General features: G+C 45.2%; 31 protein-coding genes. All 31 read left to right on the top strand.

Annotated elements, in window-relative coordinates; translation table 11 throughout:
* The first annotated feature begins 1 nt into the window (after position 1).
* Positions 2 to 2,128, top strand: coding sequence for an elongation factor G (gene fusA, locus OO016_RS13825; RefSeq protein WP_266015216.1), 2,127 nt, complete (start codon positions 2 to 4; stop codon positions 2,126 to 2,128).
* 11 nt (positions 2,129 to 2,139) lie between these two features.
* Positions 2,140 to 2,445 (top strand): 30S ribosomal protein S10, encoded by a 306-nt coding sequence (rpsJ, locus tag OO016_RS13820; RefSeq protein WP_266015214.1) that lies wholly within the window; start codon positions 2,140 to 2,142, stop codon positions 2,443 to 2,445.
* Positions 2,446 to 2,599: 154 nt separating this feature from the next.
* On the top strand, positions 2,600 to 3,217 hold the full coding sequence (gene rplC, locus OO016_RS13815) for a 50S ribosomal protein L3 (RefSeq protein WP_266015213.1): 618 nt from the start codon (positions 2,600 to 2,602) through the stop codon (positions 3,215 to 3,217).
* Entirely contained in the window at positions 3,217 to 3,846 is a 630-nt protein-coding gene (gene rplD, locus OO016_RS13810) for a 50S ribosomal protein L4 (RefSeq protein ID WP_266015212.1), read from the top strand. Before rplC ends, rplD begins: the two co-directional genes overlap by 1 nt.
* Before the next feature lie 5 nt (positions 3,847 to 3,851).
* On the top strand, positions 3,852 to 4,142 hold the full coding sequence (gene rplW / locus OO016_RS13805) for a 50S ribosomal protein L23 (protein WP_266015211.1): 291 nt from the start codon (positions 3,852 to 3,854) through the stop codon (positions 4,140 to 4,142).
* Between the two features lie 9 nt (positions 4,143 to 4,151).
* Positions 4,152 to 4,976 carry a 50S ribosomal protein L2 gene (gene rplB, locus OO016_RS13800; protein WP_266015210.1) on the top strand — a complete coding sequence of 275 codons (825 nt, stop codon included), beginning with the start codon at positions 4,152 to 4,154 and terminating at the stop codon, positions 4,974 to 4,976.
* A 13-nt stretch (positions 4,977 to 4,989) separates the two neighbouring features.
* Positions 4,990 to 5,268 carry a 30S ribosomal protein S19 gene (gene rpsS, locus OO016_RS13795; RefSeq protein ID WP_266015209.1) on the top strand — a complete coding sequence of 93 codons (279 nt, stop codon included), beginning with the start codon at positions 4,990 to 4,992 and terminating at the stop codon, positions 5,266 to 5,268.
* Positions 5,269 to 5,275: 7 nt separating this feature from the next.
* Positions 5,276 to 5,683 carry a 50S ribosomal protein L22 gene (rplV, locus tag OO016_RS13790; RefSeq protein WP_266015208.1) on the top strand — a complete coding sequence of 136 codons (408 nt, stop codon included), beginning with the start codon at positions 5,276 to 5,278 and terminating at the stop codon, positions 5,681 to 5,683.
* A gap of 8 nt (positions 5,684 to 5,691) precedes the next feature.
* On the top strand, positions 5,692 to 6,402 hold the full coding sequence (rpsC, locus tag OO016_RS13785; RefSeq protein ID WP_266015207.1) for a 30S ribosomal protein S3: 711 nt from the start codon (positions 5,692 to 5,694) through the stop codon (positions 6,400 to 6,402).
* Between the two features lie 17 nt (positions 6,403 to 6,419).
* Positions 6,420 to 6,842, top strand: a complete 423-nt coding sequence (rplP, locus tag OO016_RS13780; protein ID WP_266015206.1) for a 50S ribosomal protein L16 — start codon at positions 6,420 to 6,422, stop codon at positions 6,840 to 6,842.
* A gap of 14 nt (positions 6,843 to 6,856) precedes the next feature.
* A complete protein-coding gene (gene rpmC / locus OO016_RS13775; protein ID WP_266015205.1) occupies positions 6,857 to 7,048 on the top strand; it encodes a 50S ribosomal protein L29 in 192 nt (63 codons plus the stop codon).
* A 13-nt stretch (positions 7,049 to 7,061) separates the two neighbouring features.
* Positions 7,062 to 7,319 carry a 30S ribosomal protein S17 gene (gene rpsQ, locus OO016_RS13770; protein WP_266015204.1) on the top strand — a complete coding sequence of 86 codons (258 nt, stop codon included), beginning with the start codon at positions 7,062 to 7,064 and terminating at the stop codon, positions 7,317 to 7,319.
* A 1-nt stretch (position 7,320) separates the two neighbouring features.
* Positions 7,321 to 7,689 (top strand): 50S ribosomal protein L14, encoded by a 369-nt coding sequence (rplN, locus tag OO016_RS13765; RefSeq protein ID WP_266015203.1) that lies wholly within the window; start codon positions 7,321 to 7,323, stop codon positions 7,687 to 7,689.
* Between the two features lie 10 nt (positions 7,690 to 7,699).
* Positions 7,700 to 8,011, top strand: coding sequence for a 50S ribosomal protein L24 (gene rplX / locus OO016_RS13760; protein ID WP_266015202.1), 312 nt, complete (start codon positions 7,700 to 7,702; stop codon positions 8,009 to 8,011).
* Positions 8,012 to 8,013: 2 nt separating this feature from the next.
* The gene (rplE, locus tag OO016_RS13755) at positions 8,014 to 8,565 is read left to right on the top strand and encodes a 50S ribosomal protein L5 (protein WP_266015201.1); all 552 of its coding nucleotides are present in this window, start codon (positions 8,014 to 8,016) and stop codon (positions 8,563 to 8,565) included.
* Position 8,566: 1 nt separating this feature from the next.
* Complete coding sequence (gene rpsN / locus OO016_RS13750; RefSeq protein ID WP_266015200.1) at positions 8,567 to 8,836, top strand: 30S ribosomal protein S14; 270 nt, start codon at positions 8,567 to 8,569, stop codon at positions 8,834 to 8,836.
* 21 nt (positions 8,837 to 8,857) lie between these two features.
* Positions 8,858 to 9,256, top strand: a complete 399-nt coding sequence (gene rpsH / locus OO016_RS13745; protein ID WP_266015199.1) for a 30S ribosomal protein S8 — start codon at positions 8,858 to 8,860, stop codon at positions 9,254 to 9,256.
* A 28-nt stretch (positions 9,257 to 9,284) separates the two neighbouring features.
* Entirely contained in the window at positions 9,285 to 9,827 is a 543-nt protein-coding gene (gene rplF, locus OO016_RS13740; protein ID WP_266015198.1) for a 50S ribosomal protein L6, read from the top strand.
* Positions 9,828 to 9,837: 10 nt separating this feature from the next.
* The gene (gene rplR / locus OO016_RS13735) at positions 9,838 to 10,194 is read left to right on the top strand and encodes a 50S ribosomal protein L18 (protein ID WP_304608113.1); all 357 of its coding nucleotides are present in this window, start codon (positions 9,838 to 9,840) and stop codon (positions 10,192 to 10,194) included.
* A gap of 8 nt (positions 10,195 to 10,202) precedes the next feature.
* Positions 10,203 to 10,727: a 30S ribosomal protein S5 gene (rpsE, locus tag OO016_RS13730; RefSeq protein WP_266015197.1), complete on the top strand. Its 525-nt coding sequence runs from the start codon at positions 10,203 to 10,205 to the stop codon at positions 10,725 to 10,727.
* An 11-nt stretch (positions 10,728 to 10,738) separates the two neighbouring features.
* On the top strand, positions 10,739 to 10,921 hold the full coding sequence (gene rpmD / locus OO016_RS13725) for a 50S ribosomal protein L30 (RefSeq protein WP_266015196.1): 183 nt from the start codon (positions 10,739 to 10,741) through the stop codon (positions 10,919 to 10,921).
* 12 nt (positions 10,922 to 10,933) lie between these two features.
* Entirely contained in the window at positions 10,934 to 11,386 is a 453-nt protein-coding gene (gene rplO / locus OO016_RS13720) for a 50S ribosomal protein L15 (protein ID WP_266015195.1), read from the top strand.
* Positions 11,387 to 11,397: 11 nt separating this feature from the next.
* Positions 11,398 to 12,741 carry a preprotein translocase subunit SecY gene (gene secY, locus OO016_RS13715; protein ID WP_266015194.1) on the top strand — a complete coding sequence of 448 codons (1,344 nt, stop codon included), beginning with the start codon at positions 11,398 to 11,400 and terminating at the stop codon, positions 12,739 to 12,741.
* Position 12,742: 1 nt separating this feature from the next.
* Positions 12,743 to 12,958: a translation initiation factor IF-1 gene (infA, locus tag OO016_RS13710; protein WP_015753973.1), complete on the top strand. Its 216-nt coding sequence runs from the start codon at positions 12,743 to 12,745 to the stop codon at positions 12,956 to 12,958.
* 12 nt (positions 12,959 to 12,970) lie between these two features.
* The gene (gene ykgO, locus OO016_RS13705) at positions 12,971 to 13,087 is read left to right on the top strand and encodes a type B 50S ribosomal protein L36 (RefSeq protein WP_010519235.1); all 117 of its coding nucleotides are present in this window, start codon (positions 12,971 to 12,973) and stop codon (positions 13,085 to 13,087) included.
* Positions 13,088 to 13,089: 2 nt separating this feature from the next.
* Positions 13,090 to 13,464: a 30S ribosomal protein S13 gene (gene rpsM / locus OO016_RS13700; RefSeq protein ID WP_266015156.1), complete on the top strand. Its 375-nt coding sequence runs from the start codon at positions 13,090 to 13,092 to the stop codon at positions 13,462 to 13,464.
* An 80-nt stretch (positions 13,465 to 13,544) separates the two neighbouring features.
* Complete coding sequence (gene rpsK / locus OO016_RS13695; protein ID WP_266015154.1) at positions 13,545 to 13,937, top strand: 30S ribosomal protein S11; 393 nt, start codon at positions 13,545 to 13,547, stop codon at positions 13,935 to 13,937.
* A gap of 100 nt (positions 13,938 to 14,037) precedes the next feature.
* Positions 14,038 to 14,643, top strand: coding sequence for a 30S ribosomal protein S4 (gene rpsD / locus OO016_RS13690; RefSeq protein WP_266015152.1), 606 nt, complete (start codon positions 14,038 to 14,040; stop codon positions 14,641 to 14,643).
* A gap of 18 nt (positions 14,644 to 14,661) precedes the next feature.
* Complete coding sequence (locus OO016_RS13685; protein ID WP_266015150.1) at positions 14,662 to 15,654, top strand: DNA-directed RNA polymerase subunit alpha; 993 nt, start codon at positions 14,662 to 14,664, stop codon at positions 15,652 to 15,654.
* Positions 15,655 to 15,691: 37 nt separating this feature from the next.
* Positions 15,692 to 16,192: a 50S ribosomal protein L17 gene (gene rplQ / locus OO016_RS13680; protein ID WP_266015148.1), complete on the top strand. Its 501-nt coding sequence runs from the start codon at positions 15,692 to 15,694 to the stop codon at positions 16,190 to 16,192.
* 95 nt (positions 16,193 to 16,287) lie between these two features.
* Entirely contained in the window at positions 16,288 to 17,415 is a 1,128-nt protein-coding gene (gene carA / locus OO016_RS13675) for a glutamine-hydrolyzing carbamoyl-phosphate synthase small subunit (protein WP_266015146.1), read from the top strand.
* Positions 17,416 to 17,452: the final 37 nt, after the last annotated feature.

Genomic DNA, 17,452 nt, shown 5'->3' with positions numbered 1-17,452 from the left:
AATGGCAAGAGATTTAAAATACACACGTAATATTGGAATTGCCGCGCACATTGATGCCGGTAAAACCACCACCACAGAACGTATACTTTTTTATACGGGGGTGAGTCATAAGATTGGTGAGGTGCACGACGGTGCTGCCACTATGGACTGGATGGCTCAGGAGCAGGAGCGCGGGATTACCATTACATCCGCAGCCACCACCTGTACCTGGAATTTTCCAACCAGCAACGGGCAGTTGACCAATGAGTCTAAACCCTACCATTTCAATATAATTGATACTCCCGGTCACGTGGATTTTACTGTTGAGGTAAACCGTTCACTGAGAGTCCTTGATGGTCTGGTTTTCCTGTTCAGTGCTGTAGATGGCGTTGAGCCACAATCCGAGACCAACTGGAGGCTGGCTGACAATTACAAGGTGCCGCGCATGGGCTTTGTAAATAAAATGGACCGACAGGGATCTAATTTTCTGGCGGTTTGCAACCAGGTAAAAGACATGTTGAAATCAAACGCAGTGCCGATTGTTCTTCCAATCGGGGAAGAAGCAGATTTCAAAGGTATTGTTGATTTGGTTAAGAACCGTGCGATTGTATGGCACGAGGAAGATATGGGTTCTACGTTTGACGTTATCGATATTCCAGCTGAAATGGAAGATGAGGTACATGAATACAGGGCCCACCTGATTGAGGCAGTTGCAGAATACGACGAAACCCTTATGGAGAAATTCTTCGAGGATGAAAACTCCATTACCGAGGATGAAATCCACGCTGCCCTCAGAGCTGCTGTTATGGATATGAGCATTATCCCAATGGTATGCGGTTCTTCATTTAAAAATAAAGGTGTTCAATTCCTGCTGGATGCAGTATGTCGATACCTTCCTTCTCCCCTGGATAAGGAGGCTATTGTAGGTACTGACCCAAATACAGGTAATGAGATCACCCGCAAGCCGGATGTCAAGGAGCCTTTTGCCGCCCTGGCATTCAAGATTGCCACAGATCCATTCGTAGGACGTCTGGCTTTCTTCCGGGCATACTCCGGTAAGCTGGATGCAGGATCCTACGTACTTAATAATCGTTCCGGAAACAAGGAACGTATTTCAAGGATCTACCAGATGCACTCCAACAAGCAAAACGCTGTTGAGTCTATTTCTGCAGGAGACATTGGAGCTGCCGTTGGTTTCAAGGATATTAAAACAGGAGATACACTTTCGGATGAGAAACATCCTATAGTGCTGGAAAGTATGATCTTCCCGGATCCTGTGATCGGTATTGCTGTTGAGCCTAAAACCAAGGCCGACGTTGATAAACTCGGTATGGCCCTGGGTAAACTGGCTGAGGAAGATCCAACCTTCCAGGTTAAGACCGATGAGGCTTCCGGACAAACCATTATTTCCGGTATGGGTGAATTGCACCTCGATATTATTGTAGACCGTCTGAAGAGAGAGTTCAAGGTTGATGTAAACCAGGGACAACCTCAGGTAGAATACAAAGAGGCCATTACCCAGCAGGCCAAGCACCGTGAAGTGTACAAAAAACAAACGGGTGGTCGCGGTAAGTTCGCAGACATCGTATTTACCATGGAGCCTGTTGGTGAAGAGGAATCCGGACTGGTATTTGTTAACGAGATCAAGGGAGGTAACATCCCTAAGGAATACATTCCTTCCGTAGAGAAAGGTTTCAAGGAGGCAATGAAAAACGGCCCTCTGGCAGGATTTGAGATGGATAGCATGAAGATCACTCTTACCGATGGTTCATTCCACCCGGTGGATTCTGATTCGCTTTCCTTCGAACTTGCTGCAAAAATGGGTTACAAGGCAGCTGCCAAATCAGCACGCTCGGTTCTTATGGAGCCTATCATGAAGCTGGAGGTTCTTACCCCGGAAGAAAATATGGGTGATATTGTAGGTGACCTTAACCGAAGAAGAGGACAGGTAAACAATATGGACGACCGCGCCGGATCCAAGGTGATCAAGGCAGAAGTTCCATTATCAGAAATGTTTGGTTATGTAACGGCACTGAGGACGCTTTCCTCCGGTAGGGCTACTTCTACCATGGAATTCTCCCACTATGCCGAGACCCCAACCAACCTGGCAGAGGAAGTAATTAAAATGGCAACTGGTGTAACCGCTTAAGTTAGAGTAAAATGAGTCAGAAAATCAGAATAAAACTTAAATCTTACGATCATAACCTGGTAGACAAGTCTGCCGAGAAAATCGTAAAGACGGTAAAGACCACCGGTGCTGTAGTAACCGGGCCAATTCCACTACCTACTCACAAGCGGATTTTTACAGTATTGCGTTCTCCGCACGTGAATAAGAAATCGAGGGAGCAATTCCAGTTGAGTTCATACAAGCGTCTTCTGGATATTTACAGTTCTTCCTCCAAGACCATCGATGCCCTGATGAAGCTGGAGCTTCCCAGTGGTGTGGAAGTGGAGATCAAGGTCTGATAATAAAATAAACTGTTTCTGAGGGAACAGGGACATGTCCGGAGCGTTTCGCGAAGGAAAAACGGTAACAAAAATAAATTCAGGGTTGAATTATTTTTGGCCCTGTTTTTTTGTAAACAAGAAAAGTAAAAATTGAACTATTAAATAAATAAGTATGTCTGGGTTAATTGGAAAGAAAATCGGCATGACCAGCATCTTTGACGAGAGAGGGAAGAACATTCCATGTACCGTTATAGAAGCTGGCCCCTGTGTCGTTACCCAAGTCAGAACCGAAGAGGTAGACGGGTACAGCGCCCTTCAGCTCGGTTTCGATGACAAGGCAGAAAAACGTGCTAACAAGGCCGAAATGGGCCATGTGAAAAAAGCAGGTACTTCTCCCAAGAAAAAAGTCGTTGAGTTCCGGGATTTTGAAGGTGAATTTAAATTGGGAGATACACTTGGCGTGGATCTCTTTAACGAAGGAGATTTCGTGGATGTCTCTGCCACTTCCAAAGGAAAAGGATTCCAGGGAGTTGTTAAAAGACATGGCTTTGGCGGTGTTGGTCAGGCTACACACGGACAGCACAACCGATTAAGGGCTCCTGGATCTATTGGAGCTGCTTCCTATCCTGCACGGGTATTCAAAGGAATGCGCATGGCAGGGAGAATGGGAGGAGAAACAGTAACTGTTCAGAACCTTAGGGTGTTGAAAGTAGTACCCGAAAAGAACCTGCTGGTATTGAAAGGCTGTGTTCCGGGTCATAAGAATGCTTACGTAACTATTGAGAAGTAATGAAGGTAGCGGTTTTAGATATCAAGGGAAAAGATACAGGTCGGAAAGCAGATCTTTCGGATGCTGTATACAAGATTGAGCCGAACAACCACGCCATCTATCTGGACGTGAAACAATATTTGGCCCACCAAAGGCAGGGTACGCACAAATCAAAAGAGCGTGCAGAAATTGTCGGAAGTACCCGCAAGATCAAAAAACAAAAAGGTACAGGTACTGCCCGTGCGGGTAGTATTAAGTCTCCTGTATTCCGTGGTGGAGGTCGAATATTTGGACCACAGCCAAGGGATTACGGGCAAAAAGTGAACAAAAATGTTAAGCGCTTGGCTCGAAAATCAGCGCTAAGCATCAAGCAACAGGAGAAGGCAATTTTGGTTGTGGAGGACTTTCAGTTCGAGCAACCCAAAACCAAAGATTTTGTTGACATTCTGAAATCCCTCGGGATTGAAAATAAAAAGTCACTCTTCGTCTTGGGCGATACAAATAATAACGTATATTTGTCGTCGCGCAATTTGGAAGGTTCTGAAGTTGTAACTAACACAGAATTAAGCACTTACAAAATATTGAATGCCAACAATATCGTGCTTCTTGAAGGTGCGCTGGAAGGAATTGAATCAAACTTAAACAAGTAAGGGCCATGAGGGTGTTGATTAAACCGATCATTACGGAGAAGATGACCAACGACAGTGAGCTGTACAATCGTTACGGTTTTGTTGTGGATCCGAGGGCTAATAAACTGCAGATCAAAGATGCAGTGGAAGAGACTTATGGGGTATCGGTCAAGAAGGTCCGCACTATGAATTACGGTCCTGTACGTAAGACCCGTTACACAAAAACAGGTGTTCAGCAAGGCAAAACCAATGCCTACAAGAAGGCCATAGTAGATGTGGAAGACGGGGATATTATTGATTTTTACAGTAATCTATAAAGACGCGAGATGTCAGTTAGAAAATTAAAACCGATCACTCCCGGGCAGCGTTTTAAAGTAGTAAACGGATTTGACGCGATTACTACTGATAAGCCGGAGAAAAGCTTGCTTGCTCCGTTAAAAAGAACGGGAGGTAGGAACAGTCAAGGAAAAATGACCACACGTCACAGAGGTGGTGGTCACAAGAGGAGGTATCGTATCATAGACTTCAAGCGCGAAAAGCATGATGTGAAAGCGGAAGTGAAGTCTATACAGTACGACCCAAACAGATCGGCTTTTATTGCCCTTGTGGAATATAAGGATGGCGAGAAGCGATACATCATTGCTCAGAATGGCCTGCAGGTAGGTCAGGAAGTTGTTTCCGGAAACAAGGTAGCTCCCGAAATAGGGAATGCCATGCCACTGAGCGATATTCCATTGGGAACAATTATTTCCTGTATTGAGCTGCGTCCCGGACAGGGAGCCGTACTGGCCAGGAGTGCCGGTACTTTTGCTCAGCTCATGGCAAGGGAAGGTAAATATGCAACGATCAAGTTACCTTCAGGGGAAACCCGAATGATCCTGGTGAAATGCCTGGCGACGATCGGAGCAGTTTCCAATTCGGACCATCAGCTTGTAGTATCTGGTAAAGCAGGTAGAAGCAGGTGGTTAGGAAGAAGGCCAAGAACCAGACCAGTGGCTATGAACCCTGTTGATCACCCAATGGGAGGTGGAGAAGGAAGAGCTTCTGGAGGACATCCGAGATCTAAGAACGGTATTCCTGCAAAAGGATACAGAACCCGTTCCAGGACCAAGGATTCCAACCGATATATCATTGAACGAAGAAAGAAATAAAACGTAAAGAATAATGGCACGTTCCTTAAAAAAAGGACCTTACGTTCACTACAGCCTGGATAAGAAAGTCCAGCAAAACTTAGAATCCGGTAAGAAATCCGTGATCAAAACCTGGTCAAGAGCCTCCATGATCACTCCTGATTTCGTAGGCCAGACCATCGCTGTGCACAACGGGAAACAATTTGTACCTGTATACGTAACAGAGAACATGGTAGGTCACAAACTGGGCGAGTTTTCCCCAACCCGTTCCTTCAGGGGACATGCAGGGGCCAAGAACAAAGGTAAAAAGTAAGTAAGCTATGGGAGTACGTAAAAGAGAAATGGCCGAAAGGTTAAAAGCAGAAAAGGCACAGCTGGCCTTTGCGAAGCTCAATAACTGCCCTACTTCCCCGCGTAAAATGAGGCTGGTAGCTGATCTTGTGCGCGGAGAAGGTGTAGAGAAGGCGCTGGCTATCCTCAGGTTCAGCCAGAAGGAAGCTTCCCGGAGACTGGAAAAACTTTTGTTGTCTGCCCTGGCGAACTGGCAGGCCAAGAATGAGGATGCTGATATTGAAAGCGCTGACCTCTTCGTAAAGGAAATCAAAGTAGACAGTGCGCGTATGCTGAAAAGGCTGCGACCTGCACCACAGGGACGTGCGCATAGAATCAGAAAACGTTCCAACCATGTAACCTTGGTTTTGGGAGCACGAAATAACGCAGAAAGCTAGCGAGAAATATGGGACAAAAGACAAATCCAATAGGGAACAGGCTTGGGATCATCCGTGGTTGGGAATCCAACTGGTATGGTGGAAATGATTACGGAGACAAGCTCGCTGAGGATGACAAGATCAGGAAGTATATCAATGCCCGTCTGGCAAAAGCCAGTGTTTCCAGGGTAATCATTGAACGTACCCTGAAATTAATAACGGTGACCATTACTACCGCTCGTCCGGGTATCATTATTGGTAAAGGCGGACAGGAGGTTGACAAGCTTAAGGAAGAGCTTAAGAAGATCACCGACAAGGAAGTTCAGATCAACATCTTTGAGATCAAGAGGCCTGAACTGGATGCCAACCTGGTTGCTGCCAGTGTTGCCCGTCAGATTGAAAACCGTATTTCTTACCGCCGGGCAATTAAGATGGCGATAGCCGCTGCCATGCGAATGAATGCTGAAGGAATTAAAATACAGATCTCCGGACGTTTAAACGGAGCTGAGATGGCCCGTACCGAGTCTTACAAGGACGGTCGAATTCCATTATCTACCTTCAGGGCAGATATCGATTATGCTCTGGAAGAGGCACATACCACTTACGGCAGGCTTGGAGTTAAAGTATGGATTATGAAAGGCGAGGTTTATGGCAAGCGAGAGCTTTCTCCCCTTGTAGGTATGTCCAAAGGACAGTCTAAAGGGAAACCGGATGCCAGAAAAAAACGTCGAAGAAAATAAGATTTAAGTAGAAGCAAATGTTACAGCCAAAAAGAACTAAATACCGCAAGGCGCAGAAAGGCCGTATGAAGGGGATTTCCCAGAGAGGACACCAGCTTTCCAACGGAATGTTCGGTATAAAATCTCTTGATTCGAGCTTTATCACTTCGCGGCAGATCGAGGCAGCGCGTGTAGCTGCAACCCGATACATGAAGCGCCAGGGACAGTTGTGGATCAAAATCTTCCCGGACAAGCCTATTACCAAGAAGCCTCTTGAAGTAAGGATGGGTAAGGGTAAAGGTGCTCCGGAATACTGGGTGGCCGTTGTTAAGCCAGGGCGTGTTATGTTTGAAGTTGCCGGGGTACCAATGGATATAGCCAAAGAAGCTCTGAGGTTAGCCGCTCAGAAACTACCGGTTAAAACGAAGTTTATTGTGGCACGCGATTACGACGCGGCATAAAAAAGGATAGGACGATGAAACAGTCTGAAGTAAAAGAAATGTCCGTAGAGGAATTGAAAGAGAAGATCGCTGCTTTGAAGAAGCAACATGCAGACTTGAAAATGGCGCACTCCGTAACGCCATTGGAAAATCCACTTCTTATCAGAAATACAAAAAGAACTGTGGCGCGTTTGGCAACAGAATTAACAAAAAGGGAAAACCAATAATGGGTTCTGCTTTATGGAAAAAAGAAATTTAAGAAAGGAAAGAATAGGCGTTGTTACCAGCAACAGAATGGAGAAATCCATTGTAGTTTCTGAAGTAAAGCGGGTAAAGCACCCCATGTACGGAAAGTTCGTACTGCGGACTAAGAAGTACGTAGCGCACGATGAGCAAAACGATTGTAATATTGGCGATACTGTGCGGATTATGGAAACCCGCCCTTTAAGCAAAACCAAGTGCTGGAGGTTAGTAGAAGTCCTAGAAAGAGCAAAATAAAATGGTACAACAAGAGTCTAGATTAAAAGTTGCGGACAATACTGGGGCAAAAGAAGTTTTGACCATCCGCGTATTGGGAGGTACAAAAAGAAGATATGCCTCTGTGGGAGACAAGATTGTGGTTACCGTTAAGGAAGCTACTCCCAACGGAAGCGTAAAAAAAGGTGCGGTTTCAACAGCTGTTGTGGTACGTACTATTAAAGAAGTGCGCAGGCCGGACGGATCTTACATCCGTTTTGACGACAATGCCTGTGTATTGTTGAATCCTGCCGGCGAAATGAGGGGAACACGTGTTTTCGGACCGGTTGCCAGGGAACTGCGGGAGAAACAATTCATGAAGATTGTATCACTGGCCCCTGAGGTACTATAAAGCGAAGAAAATGAAACTGAGAATAAAAACAGGAGATACCGTACGGGTAATTGCCGGAGACCACAAGGGCAGCGAAGGAAAAGTAGTCAGCGTGGACCGGGAAAAGAACAAAGCCATAGTGGAAGGGATCAACATGGTTTCCAAGCATGAGAAGCCAAGTGCCCAGAATCCACAGGGTGGTATTGTTAAAAAGGAGGCACCTATTCATGTGTCTAACCTGTCACTGATAGACAGCAAGAGCGGGGATATTACCCGTGTGGGTTTCGAAGTCAGAGACGGCAAGAAAGTGAGGTTTTCCAAGAAATCTAACGAAGTAATTTAGTTATGGCTTACGTTCCAAGATTAAAGAAAGAATACCAGGAGCGCGTAATCAGTGCTCTGAAGGAGGAATTTGGTTACAAGAATGTAATGGAGGTTCCTAAACTCAAGAAGATTGTTTTGAGCAGAGGGGTTGGAGCTGCCGTGGCCGATAAGAAACTCATTGATCACGCTGTGGATGAACTTACCATGATCAGTGGTCAAAAAGCGGTTGCCACCATTTCCAAAAAGGACGTCGCTGCCTTCAAACTGAGAAAGGGAATGCCAATTGGCGCCAAAGTTACCCTCAGAGGAGAGAAGATGTACGAATTCCTGGACAGGCTTGTGACTACTGCCCTTCCAAGGGTTAGGGACTTCCAGGGTATCCGCGCTACAGGATTCGACGGTCGAGGTAATTACAACCTCGGGGTTACGGAACAGATCATCTTTCCGGAAATCAATATAGATAAAATCAACCGTATCAGCGGAATGGACATCACTTTTGTGACCTCTGCCAATACGGATAAGGAAGCAAAATCACTTTTAGCAGAATTGGGACTTCCCTTTAAAAAGAATTAGTATGGCTAAAGAATCAATGAAAGCCCGTGAACGCAAAAGGGCAAAAATGGTTGCAAAATACGCTGCAAAGCGTAAAGCTCTTAAAGAAGCAGGAGATTACGAGGCATTGCAAAAGCTGCCTAAAAACGCTTCTCCTGTTCGCAAGCACAACCGTTGCAAATTAACCGGACGTCCGAAAGGTTACATGAGAACTTTCGGTATTTCCAGGGTTACTTTCAGGGAAATGGCCAATCAGGGATTGATCCCCGGAGTGAAAAAAGCAAGTTGGTAAACGATATAAATTAGGGAGAAGATGTTTACAGATCCAATAGCAGATTATCTGACCAGAATAAGAAACGCCAGCCGGGCTGGTCACAGGGTAGTGGAGATCCCTGCGTCTAACCTCAAAAAGGAAATGACCAAGATACTTTTTGATCAGGGTTATATCCTGAGTTACAAATTTGAGGAAGACAAGGTTCAGGGTTCCATTAAGATTGCCTTGAAATACGACAAGTTTACCAAGGAACCGGTAATTCGCAATATTGAGCGAATTAGTAAGCCCGGATTGCGTAAGTACGCCTCGTCTGGCGAAATGCCACGGGTGCTCAACGGACTTGGAATTGCCATTGTGTCTACCTCCCACGGAGTGATGACCAGCAAGCAGGCAAAAAGGGAAAATGTAGGGGGCGAAGTGCTTTGCTACGTGTACTAAGAGTTAAAGAGATCTAAAGAATAGGAAAATGTCAAGAATAGGTAATAACCCAATCGCCATCCCGGAAGGAGCCCAGGTAGAGGTAAAAGACAATGTGGTTACTGTTAAAGGTAAATTGGGGGAACTGAGCCAGGAGTTCGACGCAGTGGAAATTAAGGTGGAAGAAGGTCAGGTAGTTGTAAACCGTCCGTCTGAATCTAAAACTCACAAGGCCAAACACGGCTTGTATCGTTCCCTGGTAAACAATATGATTCAGGGAGTAACTCAAGGCTGGACCAAAGAGCTGGAACTTGTTGGTGTTGGTTACCGGGCCAGCAACCAGGGACAGAAACTGGACCTTGCCTTAGGCTTTTCCCACAATATTGTTTTGGACCTGGCTCCGGAGATCAAGGTGGAAACCATTTCCGAGAAAGGTAAAAACCCGATCATCAAATTATCCTCTCACGACAAACAACTGGTGGGCCAGGTGGCTGCCAAAATCCGTTCATTCCGTAAGCCTGAGCCTTACAAAGGAAAAGGTATCAAGTTTGTAGGTGAACAACTGAGAAGAAAAGCTGGTAAGTCAGCATAATAAGAATAGTATGGCATTATCAAAATCACAAAGGAAACTGCGGATACGAAGAAGGATCAGAAAGGTGTCTTTTGGCACCCCTGAAAGACCTAGGTTATCTGTGTTCAGGAGTAACAAAGAAATCTATGCCCAGGTTATTGATGATACTACAGGGCAAACGCTGGCGGCAGCTTCTTCCAGGGATAAGGAATTAAGTGCTGCTAAAGGCACCAAGTCCGAAATCGCTCATGAAGTAGGTAAGTCTCTTGCTGAAAAGGCGAAAAAGGCAGGTATCGAGCAAGTGGCATTTGACCGTGGTGGAAACCTCTATCACGGAAGGGTAAAATCATTGGCAGAAGGAGCCCGTGAGGGTGGATTAAATTTTTAGTTGTGAGTATGTACGCAAAATATAAGAACGTTGAAATAGTTAAGCCTGGTGGGCTGGAATTAAAAGACCGCCTGGTTGGAGTACAACGGGTTACCAAAGTAACCAAAGGAGGTAGAGCATTTGGTTTCTCTGCTATCGTGGTTGTAGGAGATGAAAATGGAGTGGTTGGACACGGACTTGGTAAATCCAAGGAAGTGGCAACTGCCATTGCCAAGGCTGTTGAGGATGCCAAGAAAAATTTGATCCGTATTCCTTTGAACAACGGAACACTGCCTCACGAACAAAAAGGAAAATACGGTGGTGCCCGTGTATATATTCAACCTGCTTCCCACGGTACCGGAGTAATTGCCGGTGGTGCGGTAAGGGCGGTGTTGGAATCCGTTGGCGTACACGATGTACTTTCTAAATCTCAGGGGTCTTCCAACCCGCACAACGTTGTGAAGGCAACTTTTGATGCCCTGCTTCAACTGAGGGATGCCAGAACGGTTGCCCAGCAAAGGGGTATTTCTGTTGAAAAGGTATTTAAAGGATAATCAGGAACAGGATGGGAAAAATACTAGTAAAACAAGTAAAGAGCAGCATAAAAAGGCCACAGAACCAAAAGAGGACACTGGAGGCTCTTGGCTTGCGCAGGATCGGACAGGTCGTTGAACACGATAACACTCCGAATATCCTTGGAATGATCAACAAAGTAAAACATTTGGTTTCCACAGAGGAGGCCAAGTAAAGGAAGGGAAAGATGAACTTGAACAATCTAAAACCCGCTAAAGGGGCGGTTCACAAAGCAGGCAAAACGGTAGGCCGGGGACAGGGTTCTGGTAAAGGAGGAACTGCCACACGAGGTCACAAAGGGGCTAAATCCCGTTCCGGATATTCCAAGAAGATTGGTTTTGAAGGTGGACAAATGCCATTGCAACGACGTGTCCCTAAATTCGGATTTAAAAACATCAACCGCAAAGAGTACCGTGGTGTTAATCTGAGTGACCTGCAGGCACTTGTTGAAAAGAAGGCGGTTAAGGATACAGTTGCTCTGGAAGATCTGATCAGTAACGGACTTGCAGGCAAGAACGATTTGGTAAAAATTCTGGGAGGTGGAGAAGTAAAGGCTTCTTTAAAAGTAACCGCCCATAAATTCACGGCTTCAGCTAAAGCAGCTATTGAGGCTGCCGGTGGAGAAGCTATAAGCCTGTAAGCATAAGACCTATGAAGAAATTCTTCGAGATCATATCGAATATCTGGAAAATTGAGGAACTCCGCGGACGTATTATCGTTACGTTGGGGTTGCTGCTTGTGTATCGTTTTGGTGCCCAGGTAGTACTTCCGGGTATTGATACGTCACAACTGGCAGAACTTTCTTCCAATACGGAACAGGGCATCCTGGGGATATTAAACGCATTTACCGGCGGTGCTTTTGCCAATGCCTCGGTATTTGCTCTTGGTATCATGCCGTATATATCGGCTTCTATTGTAGTTCAGCTGATGGGAATTGCTGTACCCTATCTGCAGAAATTGGATAAGGAAGGGGAAAGTGGCCGTAAAACAAAAAACCAGATTACCAGATGGCTAACCATCGGTATCTGTATAGTTCAGGCTCCGGCTTATCTCTATGGCCTCGGAGCACTGGGTGTTCCTGATAGTGCCTTTCTACTGGGGAAAGGGCTCAATTTCATTATCCCCGCAGTTATCATTCTCGTAACCGGTTGTGTGTTTGCCATGTGGCTGGGAGAGAAGATCACGGATAAAGGGATTGGAAACGGAATCTCCCTGCTCATTATGATTGGTATTATTGCCACCATGCCACAATCCTTTGTGCAGGAATTTCTTTCAAGGACAACAAACAACACAGGAGGTTTGATGTTTATGCTGATTGAAATTATCCTATGGTTTGTGGTGATCCTGGCCAGTGTGCTGCTGGTTATGGCTACCAGAAGAATACCGGTTCAGTATGCGAGAAGGACTGCTTCCGGTGGCTATGAAAAGAACATTGCCGGATCCCGACAATATATTCCCTTAAAGCTCAATGCTTCAGGGGTGATGCCTATCATCTTTGCTCAGGCTATTATGTTTGCTCCCGGACTTTTGGGTCGAACATTCAACAATACTGCTGTTGGACAATGGATGGAGGTACAGTTCCAGGATATCTTTGGACTCGCTTACAACATTTTGTTTGGGGTATTGATTATCATCTTTACCTATTTCTATACAGCTATCACCGTTCCAACGAACAAGATGGCGGATGATTTAAAACGTAGTGGTGGATTCATACCAGGGATCAGGCCGGGAAAAGAAACCGGAGATTTCCTGGATAAAATCATGTCCCTGATCACCTTGCCCGGGTCTGTATTCCTGGCTATTCTTGCAGTTTTGCCTGCCATAGTGGTCAAGCTGATGGATATTCAGGCAGGATGGGCATTGTTCTATGGCGGTACCTCATTGCTGATTATGGTAGGGGTAGCTATTGATACAGTGCAGCAGGTTAACTCCTATCTGTTGAACAGACATTACGATGGATTGATGAAAACCGGAAAAAACAGAAAAGTAGCATAGTATGGCAAAGCAGGCACCCATAGAACAGGATGGTAGCATTATAGAAGCCCTTTCCAATGCCATGTTCCGAGTGGAACTGGAAAACGGGCATGTAGTTACCGCTCATATCTCGGGTAAAATGAGAATGCATTATATCAAATTATTGCCTGGAGACAAGGTAAAGCTCGAGATGAGCCCATATGATCTTACAAAGGCTAGAATAACATACAGATACTAAGCACAAGACAAGATGAAAGTTAGAGCGTCCATAAAGAAAAGAAGTGCCGATTGCAAAATAGTACGCAGAAAAGGCAGATTGTACGTCATTAATAAAAAGAATCCTAGATTCAAACAAAGACAAGGGTAGTTATGGCTAGAATTGCAGGGGTAGATATCCCCAAACAGAAAAGAGGCGTAATCTCACTTACCTATATCTATGGAGTAGGTAAAAGCAGGGCTAAAGAGATCCTGGAGAGGGCAGAGGTTAGCGAAGATACCAAGGTTTCTGACTGGAACGACGACGAGATCGGGCGTATCCGGGAGGCAGTCTCTTTCTACAAAATAGAAGGTGAATTGCGTTCAGAAACCCAGCTGAACATCAAGCGCCTTATGGATATTGGATGTTACAGGGGTATTCGTCACCGATCTGGTTTGCCATTGAGGGGTCAGCGGACTAAGAATAACTCCCGTACAAGGAAAGGAAAAAGAAAAACTGTAGCCAACAAGAAGAAAGCTACCAAATAATAGTCATTTAGGCCGGGGGGATTTAGAACAGTTACTGTGCAGAATCCTTCAGCTGAGACAAAGCGCAATAGTAATTTAATATGGCAAAGACAACGACAAAAACGGCAAAGAAGCGCAAAGTGATTGTGGAGTCTGTTGGTGAGGCCCATGTAACGGCTTCTTTCAACAACATCATTATCTCGCTGACCAATAAGAAGGGAGATGTAATTTCCTGGTCTTCTGCTGGTAAAATGGGGTTCAGGGGTTCTAAAAAGAACACACCTTATGCTGCCCAGGTTGCTGCGGAGGAATGCGCCAAGGTAGCCCATGAAGCAGGGTTGAGGAAGGTAAAGGTATATGTTAAAGGTCCTGGAAACGGAAGGGAATCTGCAATACGTACCATCCACAATGCGGGAATAGAAGTTACTGAGATCATCGATGTAACTCCTCTGCCTCACAACGGTTGCAGACCTCCTAAAAGGAGACGCGTTTAATTTGAGATAATTTTCACAAAAGGATTTTTCACCCGGGGGTGAATAACGATTATCGAAGGATAAGCCTTAATTCATAATCTCACCTCCTAATAATTAGAAAATGGCAAGATACACAGGACCAAAAAGCAAGATCGCACGTAAATTCGGAGAGGCGATCTTTGGAGACGACAAAGCTTTTGAAAAAAAGAATTACCCTCCAGGACAACACGGAAACAACAGACGTCGCGGAAAGAAATCTGAGTACGCGATACAGTTAATGGAAAAGCAGAAGGCCAAGTATACCTACGGCATTCTGGAAAGACAATTCAGGAATTTATTTGCCAAGGCAAACCGAAGCAAGGGTGTTACCGGTGAGGTATTGCTCCAGCTTTGTGAAGCCAGGCTGGACAATGTGGTTTACCGCATGGGAATAGCCAATTCCCGAAGAGCTGCCAGGCAATTGGTTTCTCACCGTCACATAACTGTAAACGGCGAAGTTGTAAACATTCCATCCTTTTCCCTTAAGGCCGGAGATGTTGTAGGGGTTAGGGAAAAATCTAAGTCCCTGCAGGCAATTCAGGATGCTTTAGCTGCCAACAGCAGTGTCTACGAATGGATTACCTGGAACACTGAGAAAAAGGAAGGTACCTTTGTTTCTATTCCGGAGCGTATTCAGATTCCGGAGAATATCAAAGAACAACTAATCGTCGAGTTATACTCTAAATAAAATCATACAATTCCTAACATGGCATTATTAAATTTTCAAAAGCCCGATAAAGTAATCATGATCGATTCCTCCGATTTCGAGGGGAAATTCGAATTCCGTCCTTTGGAACCTGGATATGGATTGACTGTCGGGAACGCACTTAGAAGGGTATTGCTGTCCTCTTTGGAAGGATTTGCTATCACTTCTGTGAGAATCGATAAGGTAGAACACGAATTTTCGGTTATTGAAGGAGTTGTAGAAGATGTTACCGAAATAATCCTGAACCTGAAGCAAGTTCGGTTCAAGAGGCAGATAGAAGATGTGAACGAAGAAACTGTTTCCATTTCTGTTAGTGGCAAGGATCAGTTAACAGCCGGAGACTTTCAGAAGTTCATTTCGGGATTCCAGGTATTGAACCCGGACCTCGTGATCTGCAATATGGATCCCAAGGTGAGCATCAACATGGAGATCATCATAGAAAAAGGACGTGGCTATGTTCCCGCTGAGGAGAACAAAAAAGCCAATGCTCCTATAGGAACCATTGCCGTGGATTCTATTTTCACTCCTATCAAAAACGTGAAGTACAGCATAGAGAACTTCCGTGTGGAGCAGAAAACCGACTATGAGAAACTGGTGTTTGAGATAGTAAGCGATGGGTCTATCCATCCTAAGGATGCCTTAACTGAGGCAGCCAAGATTCTGATCCACCACTTTATGCTCTTTTCAGACGAGCGTATTACCCTGGAGGCAGACGAGATTGCACAGACCGACACTTACGACGAGGAATCTCTCCACATGCGTCAGTTGCTGAAAACCAAATTGGTTGATATGGACCTTTCCGTAAGGGCATTGAATTGCCTGAAAGCGGCTGAAGTAGATACTCTGGGAGATCTGGTTTCTTTTAATAAGAACGATCTGATGAAGTTCAGGAACTTTGGTAAAAAATCACTTACTGAACTGGAAGAACTGGTCATCAACAAGGGTCTTAACTTTGGAATGGACCTATCCAAATACAAATTAGATAAGGATTAATGGGGCAGGAGATTAAGCTCCCCTATAGTTTAGAAAGATGAGACACGGAAAGAAAGTTAATCACTTAGGAAGGAAAGCAGCCCACAGGAAAGCGATGCTAGCGAATATGGCCTGCTCCCTGATTGAACATAAAAGAATCAATACCACGGTTGCCAAGGCCAAGGCACTTAAGCAGTTTGTTGAACCGCTTATTACCAAATCCAAAGCCGAGAACAACCAGTCTGCCGAGGAAGGCACCCATAACCGCAGGATAGTTTTCAGCAACCTGCGTAATAAGCAGGCAGTCTCCGAATTGTTTGGAACTGTTTCTGAAAAGGTGGGAGACAGGCCCGGAGGGTACACCCGGATTATTAAACTGGGTAACCGCCTCGGGGACAATGCTGAAATGGCTATGATAGAACTGGTAGATTTTAATGAGATTTACGAAGCGGGAAGACCCCAGAAGAAAAAATCTACACGAAGAAGCAGGAGAGGTAAAAAAGCAGAAACTGCTCCCGCAGCAGTAACCGGGACAGCAGCAGATGATTCTGAAGAATAGAATGTTTATAAATTCATTAATATTTTGGAAAGGATAGGCCTAAAAGCTTATCCTTTTTTTGTGTTTATTTGTTAAACCAAAATTTCGAAGGCAGCATGAAGTATCAAACCAAAAAGAAAGCCCTGCTTTTACTGGCAGATGGAACCATTTTCTACGGCAAGGCGGTTGGAAACAAAGAAGGAACAGCATTTGGAGAGGTGTGTTTTAATACCGGGATGACCGGATATCAGGAGATCTTTACTGATCCTTCTTACTTTGGACAGCTTATGGTAACCACCAATGCGCACATTGGGAATTACGGGACCAACGCTGATGAAGTAGAATCGGATTCCGTTAAGATATCGGGCCTTATTTGTAAAAACTTCAGCTACGAATATTCCAGGCCCAGCGCCGATAAAAGTCTTCAGGAATTCCTGGACGATAGTCAGCTGTTTGCGATTTCAGACGTGGATACCCGCGCTCTGGTGAGCTATATACGAGATCACGGTGCCATGAATGCCGTTATTTCTACAGATGTGGACAATATTGAAGGCCTGAAAAAGGAACTGGAAAAGGTACCTAGTATGGAAGGCCTCGAGCTGGCATCACGAGTATCAACCAAAGAGCCGTATGAGTTTGGTGACCCGGCTTCCCCTTATAAAATTGCTGCATTGGATATTGGGATTAAAAAGAATATACTTCGCAATCTGGCGAAAAGGGGAGCTCACATCCGTGTTTATCCCTACGATGCCTCTTTCGATGAAATGGCTGCCTTTAAGCCCGACGGGTATTTTATCTCCAATGGGCCCGGTGACCCCGAGCCTCTACATCAGTCCGTTGAAACGGCCAAAAAGATTATGGAGACTAACAAACCCCTTTTTGGAATTTGCCTCGGCCATCAGGTGATTGCACTGGCCAAGGGCATTTCTACCTATAAGATGTACAACGGGCACCGGGGTATTAACCATCCTGTCATCAACCTGGAAACCGGAAAAGGTGAAATTACTTCACAGAACCACGGTTTTGCCATCAACCGGGAAGAGACAGAAGCACATCCGGAGCTTATCATTACACATGTACACCTCAATGACAACACGGTTGCAGGAATGCGGGTAAAGGATAAGAATGTCTTCAGCGTACAATACCATCCCGAAGCCAGCCCTGGCCCCCACGATGCCAATTATTTGTTCGATCAGTACTTTGAGATGATCGCCGCAAATGTGGATGATCAGGTTTCGGTTTAAGGAATTGTTATTATACTCTTCTTAGTGCCCAAACACT

Origin of the sequence: Lentiprolixibacter aurantiacus, from assembly GCF_026241225.1 — a bacterium.
Classification (GTDB): Bacteria; Bacteroidota; Bacteroidia; order Flavobacteriales; family Flavobacteriaceae; genus Lentiprolixibacter; species Lentiprolixibacter aurantiacus.
The sequence above is the reverse complement of the archived record's forward strand: the minus strand, read 5'-3'. Positions and strand labels throughout refer to the sequence as shown.

Bases quoted from the DNA above. Each gene is read 5' to 3' on its own strand.
- fusA (WP_266015216.1), top strand. From the start codon at position 2: ATGGCAAGAGATTTAAAATACACACGTAATATTGGAATTGCCGCGCAC.
- rpsJ (WP_266015214.1), top strand. From the start codon at position 2,140: ATGAGTCAGAAAATCAGAATAAAACTTAAATCTTACGATCATAACCTG.
- rplC (WP_266015213.1), top strand. From the start codon at position 2,600: ATGTCTGGGTTAATTGGAAAGAAAATCGGCATGACCAGCATCTTTGAC.
- rplD (WP_266015212.1), top strand. From the start codon at position 3,217: ATGAAGGTAGCGGTTTTAGATATCAAGGGAAAAGATACAGGTCGGAAA.
- rplW (WP_266015211.1), top strand. From the start codon at position 3,852: ATGAGGGTGTTGATTAAACCGATCATTACGGAGAAGATGACCAACGAC.
- rplB (WP_266015210.1), top strand. From the start codon at position 4,152: ATGTCAGTTAGAAAATTAAAACCGATCACTCCCGGGCAGCGTTTTAAA.
- rpsS (WP_266015209.1), top strand. From the start codon at position 4,990: ATGGCACGTTCCTTAAAAAAAGGACCTTACGTTCACTACAGCCTGGAT.
- rplV (WP_266015208.1), top strand. From the start codon at position 5,276: ATGGGAGTACGTAAAAGAGAAATGGCCGAAAGGTTAAAAGCAGAAAAG.
- rpsC (WP_266015207.1), top strand. From the start codon at position 5,692: ATGGGACAAAAGACAAATCCAATAGGGAACAGGCTTGGGATCATCCGT.
- rplP (WP_266015206.1), top strand. From the start codon at position 6,420: ATGTTACAGCCAAAAAGAACTAAATACCGCAAGGCGCAGAAAGGCCGT.
- rpmC (WP_266015205.1), top strand. From the start codon at position 6,857: ATGAAACAGTCTGAAGTAAAAGAAATGTCCGTAGAGGAATTGAAAGAG.
- rpsQ (WP_266015204.1), top strand. From the start codon at position 7,062: ATGGAAAAAAGAAATTTAAGAAAGGAAAGAATAGGCGTTGTTACCAGC.
- rplN (WP_266015203.1), top strand. From the start codon at position 7,321: ATGGTACAACAAGAGTCTAGATTAAAAGTTGCGGACAATACTGGGGCA.
- rplX (WP_266015202.1), top strand. From the start codon at position 7,700: ATGAAACTGAGAATAAAAACAGGAGATACCGTACGGGTAATTGCCGGA.
- rplE (WP_266015201.1), top strand. From the start codon at position 8,014: ATGGCTTACGTTCCAAGATTAAAGAAAGAATACCAGGAGCGCGTAATC.
- rpsN (WP_266015200.1), top strand. From the start codon at position 8,567: ATGGCTAAAGAATCAATGAAAGCCCGTGAACGCAAAAGGGCAAAAATG.
- rpsH (WP_266015199.1), top strand. From the start codon at position 8,858: ATGTTTACAGATCCAATAGCAGATTATCTGACCAGAATAAGAAACGCC.
- rplF (WP_266015198.1), top strand. From the start codon at position 9,285: ATGTCAAGAATAGGTAATAACCCAATCGCCATCCCGGAAGGAGCCCAG.
- rplR (WP_304608113.1), top strand. From the start codon at position 9,838: ATGGCATTATCAAAATCACAAAGGAAACTGCGGATACGAAGAAGGATC.
- rpsE (WP_266015197.1), top strand. From the start codon at position 10,203: ATGTACGCAAAATATAAGAACGTTGAAATAGTTAAGCCTGGTGGGCTG.
- rpmD (WP_266015196.1), top strand. From the start codon at position 10,739: ATGGGAAAAATACTAGTAAAACAAGTAAAGAGCAGCATAAAAAGGCCA.
- rplO (WP_266015195.1), top strand. From the start codon at position 10,934: ATGAACTTGAACAATCTAAAACCCGCTAAAGGGGCGGTTCACAAAGCA.
- secY (WP_266015194.1), top strand. From the start codon at position 11,398: ATGAAGAAATTCTTCGAGATCATATCGAATATCTGGAAAATTGAGGAA.
- infA (WP_015753973.1), top strand. From the start codon at position 12,743: ATGGCAAAGCAGGCACCCATAGAACAGGATGGTAGCATTATAGAAGCC.
- ykgO (WP_010519235.1), top strand. From the start codon at position 12,971: ATGAAAGTTAGAGCGTCCATAAAGAAAAGAAGTGCCGATTGCAAAATA.
- rpsM (WP_266015156.1), top strand. From the start codon at position 13,090: ATGGCTAGAATTGCAGGGGTAGATATCCCCAAACAGAAAAGAGGCGTA.
- rpsK (WP_266015154.1), top strand. From the start codon at position 13,545: ATGGCAAAGACAACGACAAAAACGGCAAAGAAGCGCAAAGTGATTGTG.
- rpsD (WP_266015152.1), top strand. From the start codon at position 14,038: ATGGCAAGATACACAGGACCAAAAAGCAAGATCGCACGTAAATTCGGA.
- OO016_RS13685 (WP_266015150.1), top strand. From the start codon at position 14,662: ATGGCATTATTAAATTTTCAAAAGCCCGATAAAGTAATCATGATCGAT.
- rplQ (WP_266015148.1), top strand. From the start codon at position 15,692: ATGAGACACGGAAAGAAAGTTAATCACTTAGGAAGGAAAGCAGCCCAC.
- carA (WP_266015146.1), top strand. From the start codon at position 16,288: ATGAAGTATCAAACCAAAAAGAAAGCCCTGCTTTTACTGGCAGATGGA.